Origin of the sequence: Endozoicomonas sp. YOMI1, assembly GCF_024606345.1 — a bacterium.
In the GTDB taxonomy this organism is placed as follows: Bacteria; Pseudomonadota; Gammaproteobacteria; order Pseudomonadales; family Endozoicomonadaceae; genus Endozoicomonas.
Genome location: NZ_JAHHPM010000290.1, coordinates 21430 through 29491, shown reverse-complemented (window position 1 = coordinate 29491; position 8062 = coordinate 21430). Strand labels below are relative to the sequence as shown.

General features: G+C 47.0%; 7 protein-coding genes. 6 read left to right on the top strand and 1 reads right to left on the bottom strand.

What is annotated here, in order from left to right; translation table 11 throughout:
- The first annotated feature begins 722 nt into the window (after positions 1-722).
- The 5 genes from KDK15_RS10190 (at position 723) to KDK15_RS10170 (ending at position 6642) form a co-directional block, all read left to right on the top strand.
- Positions 723-1985: an FAD-dependent monooxygenase gene (locus tag KDK15_RS10190; RefSeq protein WP_257295252.1), complete on the top strand. Its 1263-nt coding sequence runs from the start codon at positions 723-725 to the stop codon at positions 1983-1985.
- A gap of 43 nt (positions 1986-2028) precedes the next feature.
- The gene (locus KDK15_RS10185; RefSeq protein WP_257295251.1) at positions 2029-2331 is read left to right on the top strand and encodes a transposase; all 303 of its coding nucleotides are present in this window, start codon (positions 2029-2031) and stop codon (positions 2329-2331) included.
- 772 nt (positions 2332-3103) lie between these two features.
- The gene (gene topA, locus KDK15_RS10180) at positions 3104-5746 is read left to right on the top strand and encodes a type I DNA topoisomerase (protein ID WP_257295250.1); all 2643 of its coding nucleotides are present in this window, start codon (positions 3104-3106) and stop codon (positions 5744-5746) included.
- A 45-nt stretch (positions 5747-5791) separates the two neighbouring features.
- On the top strand, positions 5792-6268 hold the full coding sequence (locus tag KDK15_RS10175; protein WP_257295249.1) for a DUF6586 family protein: 477 nt from the start codon (positions 5792-5794) through the stop codon (positions 6266-6268).
- A gap of 131 nt (positions 6269-6399) precedes the next feature.
- Positions 6400-6642 (top strand): hypothetical protein, encoded by a 243-nt coding sequence (locus KDK15_RS10170; RefSeq protein WP_257295248.1) that lies wholly within the window; start codon positions 6400-6402, stop codon positions 6640-6642.
- A 20-nt stretch (positions 6643-6662) separates the two neighbouring features.
- Here KDK15_RS10170 and lexA read toward each other — a convergent pair whose 3' ends face one another.
- Positions 6663-7265, bottom strand: a complete 603-nt coding sequence (gene lexA, locus KDK15_RS10165; RefSeq protein WP_257295247.1) for a transcriptional repressor LexA — start codon at positions 7263-7265, stop codon at positions 6663-6665.
- 146 nt (positions 7266-7411) lie between these two features.
- Here lexA and KDK15_RS10160 point away from each other — a divergent pair, with 146 nt between their 5' ends.
- On the top strand, positions 7412-8041 hold the full coding sequence (locus tag KDK15_RS10160; protein ID WP_257295246.1) for a TetR/AcrR family transcriptional regulator: 630 nt from the start codon (positions 7412-7414) through the stop codon (positions 8039-8041).
- Positions 8042-8062: the final 21 nt, after the last annotated feature.

Here is an 8062-nt window from a genome sequence, read left to right as displayed (position 1 = left end):
ATGTTTAACCTGTCTCTGATGACAACTCACTCACCGCAATTACAGAGTGAGTCGCTTCTTTGCCTCGGCCAACACTATTGCCATGGAAGCAACGGGTCGTTAACACTCATTCTCAGGGTAGACATTAAGCGTCTACTCCCCTCTTCGGGAAGTTAAAGATGGAACCACGAAGGACACGAAGAGCACAAAGAAGAGATTTTCTTTTCCTTTGTGCTCTTCGTGTCCTTCGTGGTTCCATTCAAAAGCCATTGAAAATGGAGGGGGAAAGCCCTAAGAACACTCATTCAAAACAGCAGCACAGGCTTTGACTGGCTCGCTTTGGCAGAGGTAGCAAAACTGGAGAATGGTGGCATAGATCGGCATTTTTTATGCCTAAACGACCATTTTTCCTATGACATGCCGATTAAACTGTTTATTACGCCAACATATCGATAAAAACAACTCTTGAGAGATGGCACATGGGGACTTTGATTCCATCAGATAAAAGACCAACACCTTCCACAACACTTTCCACAACAACAGCACCACGCTCTGAACAGCCTGCAAAGAAGTCCCGATTCAATTTCAGCTTTCTACGATTTGGCCGAAAAATTTCCCGATCTAATAATAACCAGACCAGTAGTTTAACGACTCAAGAACCCAATAATCTATCAAGTCTTGAATCCAAAAACATTAAGCAGAAAAAGATTGAGATCCTCAAAACCGATAAAACAATTAAATCATTGGATAAGCTGGGCGAGAAGGTTAAACAGCTTCACGAAAGTAACGCTCTCTTCGGTGAGCAACGGGCATCATTAGCTAAGCAAAGAGCCAAATTGTTAAGCAAGGAGAAAATTCCCCATTATGATGCGGTAGTGGCCGGTGCAGGTCCGACAGGATTGATGGCAGCGGTCGAGCTGGCAAGGAAAGGTTACAAGGTTTGTCTGTGTGAAGGCCGCAATGAAGAGGAGTGGGATATCCGCTCAAGCGTTATGTCTTTAAGGCCAGAAGCAACTTATGCAATTAATCAGATGTTGGACGCTCTGGAAAGCACTCACGGCCCAGGATACGTTTTTTCTCACAGAAAGAAATCGGATATAGCGCATCCAAAAAGCCTGGCAAGCATTCGGGAACAAGTAAGGCGCAACTACTATACCAACTTACAGACCGACGTTATCCAGCGTATCTATATGGATTACGCGAAAACAAAATATCCGGATTTGATAGATATCAAGCATCAAGCCAGAGCCGGTTCTTTTGACCCATGGATTCAAACCATGGATTTACAACCATCGGGGCGTATTGCTTTCGATTCAATTATTCATGCCGATGGCGTGCATGGAACATCGCGCCAATCGTTAGAAGAATTGGGAGCCAGCCTGGAAAAAATAACTGTCAATACCCCTTTTAGCGGCAGATGCCAATGCGCCTATATCCATCATCCAAGCTGGACAGAGATCAAAACCGGTGCCCACCTCAACTCCAAAGAAAAAATACCTGCTGACCTGCTGCCTAAATTCAAGAAGCTGGGATGGAGCAGCAACTATTACCCTCAGTGCTACATTTTCTTATCCCATGCCAACTCTGAGAAATTGTGGATTTCCGGACAGTGCCCCACAAACCTCAAACCCGAACAACAGCTTGAGTGGAATGCACTGATTTGTGAAGCGACAGTGACTCCGACGAGGCGGGCTTACTTGATGGCACCAACCTATGTCGATACCGACAGCCATACCGCACGAGGGTCAAAAAAGGAGAACTTGAGCCATGCCATTTTCACTGTAGAGAAACAAAAGCTGGCACAACCTTCCGTCGCACTCCCTTTTGGCAAGAGTGAAGCTATTGGTGACGCAAAAGAGACACCCAATTTTTTCTTTGCCGAAGGTTTGAAAAACGCGGATAAGGATGTGAAAGATTTGGCAATTCCATTCACACCCAGAAAAGCCAGCTCATTTCCGCTGAACATACCCTCTTTAATTAAACAAATCATATCTCGTATTTTCTGACCAATTGGATAGGTGCATTGAGTTCTGCCTTTTTTTCAGCGAAATGGCCAGAGGAGATTTCAATTCTGGAGACCAGTTCATTGCCTTTTTTGGGCTTGATCTGCAGTTTAAGGACTCTGGCACGAAACACGGTCGCCGCAGACTGGGCAAGGGGCGGCGTTTGTTGTACAACGTAGCGATGTCAGCTTGCCGTGGCGCATTTAAACCGATGACAGAAGCCCTCAGGGGAGAGGCAAGAGGGGAACCTGCCGGTGAACAACGATCCAGAAGACCTCCTCCAGAGCCGCTTGAAAAAACCACTACTACCGGAAAAACCACCCATATGGGCAAGGAACCCGTTTTATGAAGAGCTCCGGGAACTGGTGATTCCCTGGCATGAACCTATAAATGAAAATGTTGGCGAATAGGAAGATGTTGACACTTGCAATCCCCGCAGAATGAGTACCGCTTTATAGCCTGATGATTAATGCAGCCAGGACAAGTGCAATAACACAAGCGGTTGTAGCGACAAATCATTTACTACCCTGGCAGTCCGGTTTTTCCGGGCTTTTTTGTCAGCGGGTTATATTTTCATAACTGATTGTATGACCAATCGAAAATGACTGGGGCAGGCTTGCTTTGTCCCGATAGTTTGCAAACGGAAAGTATGCTTTTGAATAGCTATGGTTGAGTTATCAGGTAAAACCGTGTTAAGCGTTAAGGGTTTCAGCCGTTACGATTACCATGAAAATATTCTGGTTCGCATAGCTGGCTTGCTTGGATAGGGTAAGTCAGGCAGCCTGATTTTGGTACAGATGTTTGAGTGCTGAGTTGCCCGGAGGAAATGTGACCAGAATATTCGAGTCGGAAAGTGGCTTTAAGGTACTGGAAATAAGGCTCTGTTCTGGATCATACAGGTAAATAACCCACTCCATTACAGGAAAGAGGTTGATGGTTTTCCTTGACCGATTATTGACTTCGCCTTATATATTGAAGCAATTTTCTATCCCGGCTTTTCTTGTTCTGGCGATTAGGCTCTATTTCAGCAGGTCTGATCATTGAGTATGATGGGCGATTTATCTGCTCACAGATCTGACCAGCCAGAACATTGGAACAGATGACAGGACGTGTAAGGCAGCATGGGTAAATCGCTAGTTATTGTGGAGTCGCCTGCCAAGGCGAAAACGATCAACAAATATTTGGGCAAAGACTTTGTTGTCAAATCCAGTGTGGGTCATATCCGGGATTTGCCAACAGCGGGTGGGCCGAAAAAAGCCGTGGATGCCAAGGCCAGGGCCAGGGCAGCAGCTGAGACTAAAAAGCTCTCACCTGAGGAGCGTGAGCGGCGCAAGAAAATCAAAGCCCGTGAGCAGTTGATCGACCGTATGGGGATCAACCCGGATAATGGCTGGGAAGCGCATTACCAGATTTTGCCGGGCAAGGAAAAAGTCGTTAACGAACTTGCCCGTCTGGCGGAAAGTGCTGACACCATTTATCTGGCAACGGATTTGGACCGTGAGGGAGAAGCCATTGCCTGGCATTTGCAGCAGGCCATCGGCGGTAGCCCGGATCGATATCGTCGTGTTGTCTTTAACGAAATTACCAAAAAAGCCATTCAGTCTGCGTTTGAATCCCCGGGGCAGTTAAATCAGGACCGGGTTGACGCTCAGCAGGCTCGCCGGTTTCTGGATCGTGTGGTTGGTTATATGGTTTCCCCGCTGCTTTGGGCAAAAATTGCCCGTGGGCTCTCTGCTGGGCGTGTTCAATCCGTTGCTGTTAAGCTGGTGGTTGAGCGTGAGCGGGAAATTCGAAGCTTTGTTCCTGAAGAATACTGGGAAGTTTATGCCGATCTCCTGGCTACCGACAGTGATGCGGTCCGTTTTCAGGTAGTTAAAGAGAACGGGGTAAATTTCAGGCCTACCAGTAAGGCTGAAACCGATAAAGCCCTGGCTCTGTTAAAGCAGGGGCAATACGCCCTGACCAGTCGTGAAGATAAACCAACTCATAGCAAGCCTTCGGCACCCTTTATCACATCAACACTGCAGCAGTCGGCCAGCACACGTCTTGGTTTCAGTGTCAAGAAAACCATGATGTTGGCTCAGCGCCTGTATGAGGCGGGTTACATCACCTACATGCGAACTGACTCCACCAATCTGAGTCAGGATGCGGTTACCAGTGCCCGCTCTTTTATTACCAAACAGTATGGTGATCAATACTGTCCGGAGCAGCCAAATCTGTACAGCAGCAAGCAAGGTGCCCAAGAAGCTCATGAAGCGATTCGACCATCCAGTGTTACGTTAAAGCCCGATGACCTGTCTGGAATGGAGCGGGATGCTGAGCGTCTTTATGACTTGATCTGGCGTCAGTTTGTTGCCTGTCAGATGACGCCTGCCGAGTATCTCAGTACGTCTCTGATCGTCGACGTTAACGGCTATCAGCTCAAAGCCAGGGGACGGACATTGAAGTTTGATGGTTATACCCGGGTGCAAAAGCCTCTGGCCAGAAAAGGTGAAGATTTGATTCTGCCAGATCTGCAAAAAGGTGTAGCCCTGACACTGGAAAAACTGGACCCTAAACAGCTATTCACCCGCCCACCCGCCCGTTTCAGCGAAGCGGCACTGGTCAAGGAGTTGGAAAAACAGGGTATTGGTCGGCCGTCAACCTATGCGTCGATTATCTCAACCATCCAGGACCGTGGTTACGTTTCAGTGAAGAATCGACGTTTTTATGCTGAAAAAATGGGTGATATTGTGACTGATCGTCTGAATGAGTCTTTTAATGAACTCATGGACTTTCACTTCACAGCAAGAATGGAAGAGAAACTCGATGATATTGCTGAAGGTGAAAAAAACTGGAAGCAGGTTCTTGATGATTTTTATACGGACTTTACTCTTCAGTTGACACAGGCTGAACAGGGTGAAGGAGGGATGCGTGCAAATGAACCCTCCCTGACCGATATTGAGTGTCCAACTTGCCATCGACCCATGATGATTCGGACTGCATCTACCGGGGTGTTTCTGGGTTGCTCCGGTTATTCACTGCCGCCAAAGGAGCGTTGTAAAACGACGATTAACCTGGTTCCGGGTGAAGAGGTGGAAGAAGCCGATGATGAATATGCCGAGGTTAACGCCCTGAGAGCCATGCGTCGTTGCCCCAAGTGCTCTACCGCTATGGAAAGCTATCTGATTGATGAGCAAAGAAAGTTACACGTCTGTGGCAATAACCCTGATTGTTCCGGCTTTGAAGTGGAGAAGGGGAGTTACAAATTAAAAGGTTATGATGGCCCCGTACTTGAATGTGATAAGTGCGGTAGTGAAATGCAGTTGAAAACCGGGCGTTTTGGCAAGTATTTTGGTTGTACTGACAGTGAGTGTAAGAACACCAGAAAGTTGCTGAAAAGTGGTGAGCCAGCTCCACCCAAAATGGAGCCAGTGCCCATGCCTGAGTTAAAGTGTGTCAAAGTTGATGATCATTATGTGCTCAGGGATGGCGCTTCCGGATTGTTCCTTGCGGCCAGTCAATTTCCCAAGAACAGAGAAACCCGTGCTCCTCTGGTGGCAGAACTATTGCCCCATCAGGCAATAATTGACCCTAAGTATGGTTATCTGATGGATGCTCCCCGTCAGGATCCCGATGGGAACCCGGCAATTATTCGGTACAGCCGCAAGACTAAACAGCAATACGTTATGTCCGAGATGGATGGTAAGGCGACGGGTTGGAGTGCTGTATTTGATGATGGTCGCTGGCATGAAAAGCAGGCTAAAAAGCGCAAGTCCAGTTAGCTCGACAAAGCACAAGTTGTTCCCGAAAGATTGATGGAGTAGGTTATGACAAACAATTGGCAGGGATATACCAATAAAATGCTCTTTCACTCCCGTTTGTTGCTGGATGCCTGGGAAGATGCAGATGATGTTGCCAAGCCAGCATTTCGTGAGGCCTGTCTGAATGCAATGGTTCAGGCTTATCGGTCGTTACTTGCCGAAATTATGACTAATTACCGTTTGCCGGTAAATCAACTGCCATCCCTGGATGAGGCAATGAACAGTGTTCATCATAAGGGAGAGGTGTCTACTGAATTACAGTACATTGAGCGTCTTGAGCAACATGATTCCTGGTTGTCGGCGTTATTAAAAAGTCATCAGGACTGTTCAATGCCTATACAGCGCAAAAGTGTTGAGCGGAATGAAATTCCTTTGTTTAATGCTAATAGTGTTCGGTTTGATCAGTCAGAAGGATTTCTTTCTGTGCTTGAGTCGTTGAAGGAGCTGGTTACTTACAGTCGGAACTTCAGCCTTGAATGGTAGGCTCTTGACGTCTTCAGGTTTGTTCGTTGCCAGTCATATTCAGCTATTGTTGAGGGCAGATATCTTGAAAGCCTCTGCAGGCTAATGCACAATGCTCTATTGCTACCCATAAAATCCCGGTGTCACTATTTATGTCAGCGTCGTTTCTTGAAATTGTTGAATTACCTTCCGGCGAAATCGTTTTGCGTCGCAGTGATGAGGAGAACGCTGAGCCTCTGGTTACCATGTCATTCTCCCAGGAGTTACTTGACTTTCTCCAGGGAGAGCAGGTGGAGGTTGCCAAGGCCATGCTGGATGCCTGCATAGCGGAAGTGGGGCGTAAAACAGAAGCTGACGCTGGAGAATATGTCCCTGAAAACCGGGTTCTCCATTAACTGTCATGCAAACCCTCAAGTTATCCTCTGTTCCTGATAACCCCCACACTCAGTCCTTCGATAGCAAAGGTATCAACGCTGAGGTCTACTTCGATTGTCTGGAATTCCTTGTTTTCCGGGTGAAGGTAAATTCTGTTCTTGACTTGTTCAAGACGTTTGACTGTTACTTCGTCGTCAATTCTGGCAACGACAACCTGGCCATTGGATGCCGTTGATGTTTTATGGACAGCCAGAAGATCCCCGTCAAGAATGCCGATATCCTTCATGCTCATCCCTTTTACCCGAAGCATGAAGTCAGCTTTGGGTGAAAAGAAATCAGGGTTGATGGACAGATGGTCTTCAATATGTTCCTGGGCAAGAATGGGGCTTCCTGCAGCAACCTGTCCTACAATAGGCAGGCCAGCAAATTCGGTGCCAGGGATTCGAATACCTCTTGAGGTTCCGGGGGTAATCTCGATTGCTCCCTTGCGGGCAAGGGCTCTGAGATGTTCTTCTGCAGCATTGGGAGATCGGAAACCAAAGGTCTGTGCGATTTCTGCACGAGTGGGAGGGAAACCGGTCTCTTCTATATGAGACTTGATCAGTTCAAGGATCTCAGTCTGGCGCTTGGTCAATTTATACATGATTCAATCTGTGTTTTTATACAGTACATGTGATTATATACAGTATTTTGCTGGCTGCAACTACCTCTGCCTTATTAATCCAACTTGATGTTTCAGTTGGCAAACGTTAGTTTTAAACAAATGTTTACATTGGAGGTTTTACAGGCATGTCACAGTCAGCGACAGTAGACAGGATTCTGGACGCTGCAGAGAAATTATTTGCTGAGCATGGGTTCGCAGAGACTTCTCTGCGTTCAATCACCAGTCAAGCGGGTGTTAACCTGGCCGCTGTCAATTATCACTTCGGCTCTAAAAAATCCCTGATTCAGGCGGTCTTTTCCCGTTTTCTTGACCCTTTTGTCAGCAATCTTTCCGGGGCTATTGTGAGATATCAGGATAATAATGATGTCGTTGATCTGGAAGAAATACTTCATTTACTGGTGGATCAGATCATGGCGGTTAAACCTCGCAGTCCTGAAGATCTCTCTGTTTGTATGAGGATGATTGGCCTGGCCTACACACAGGGCCAGGGGCATCTGAAGAAATATTTGCGAGACGTCTATGGTGAAGTATTCCAGGCCTATCTGGAGTTGTTGGTAAAAGCGTGTCCTGAGTTGCCAATGAATGATCTGTTCTGGAGAGTTTATTTTATCCTGGGTTCCGCTGTTTTTACCCTTTCAGGAGCGGATACGCTGAGGGCTATGGCGGAAAGCGATTATGGGGTCAGGACTGAACTGGAAGATATCATGAGGAAGATGGTTCCTTTCATGGCGGCAGGTCTCAGGTCACACACCTGACGGAACATTTAACCATAACAG

Bases quoted from the DNA above. Each gene is read 5' to 3' on its own strand.
- KDK15_RS10185 (WP_257295251.1), top strand. From the start codon at position 2,029: ATGGCCAGAGGAGATTTCAATTCTGGAGACCAGTTCATTGCCTTTTTT.
- topA (WP_257295250.1), top strand. From the start codon at position 3,104: ATGGGTAAATCGCTAGTTATTGTGGAGTCGCCTGCCAAGGCGAAAACG.
- KDK15_RS10175 (WP_257295249.1), top strand. From the start codon at position 5,792: ATGACAAACAATTGGCAGGGATATACCAATAAAATGCTCTTTCACTCC.
- KDK15_RS10170 (WP_257295248.1), top strand. From the start codon at position 6,400: ATGTCAGCGTCGTTTCTTGAAATTGTTGAATTACCTTCCGGCGAAATC.
- lexA (WP_257295247.1), bottom strand. From the start codon at position 7,265: ATGTATAAATTGACCAAGCGCCAGACTGAGATCCTTGAACTGATCAAG.
- KDK15_RS10160 (WP_257295246.1), top strand. From the start codon at position 7,412: ATGTCACAGTCAGCGACAGTAGACAGGATTCTGGACGCTGCAGAGAAA.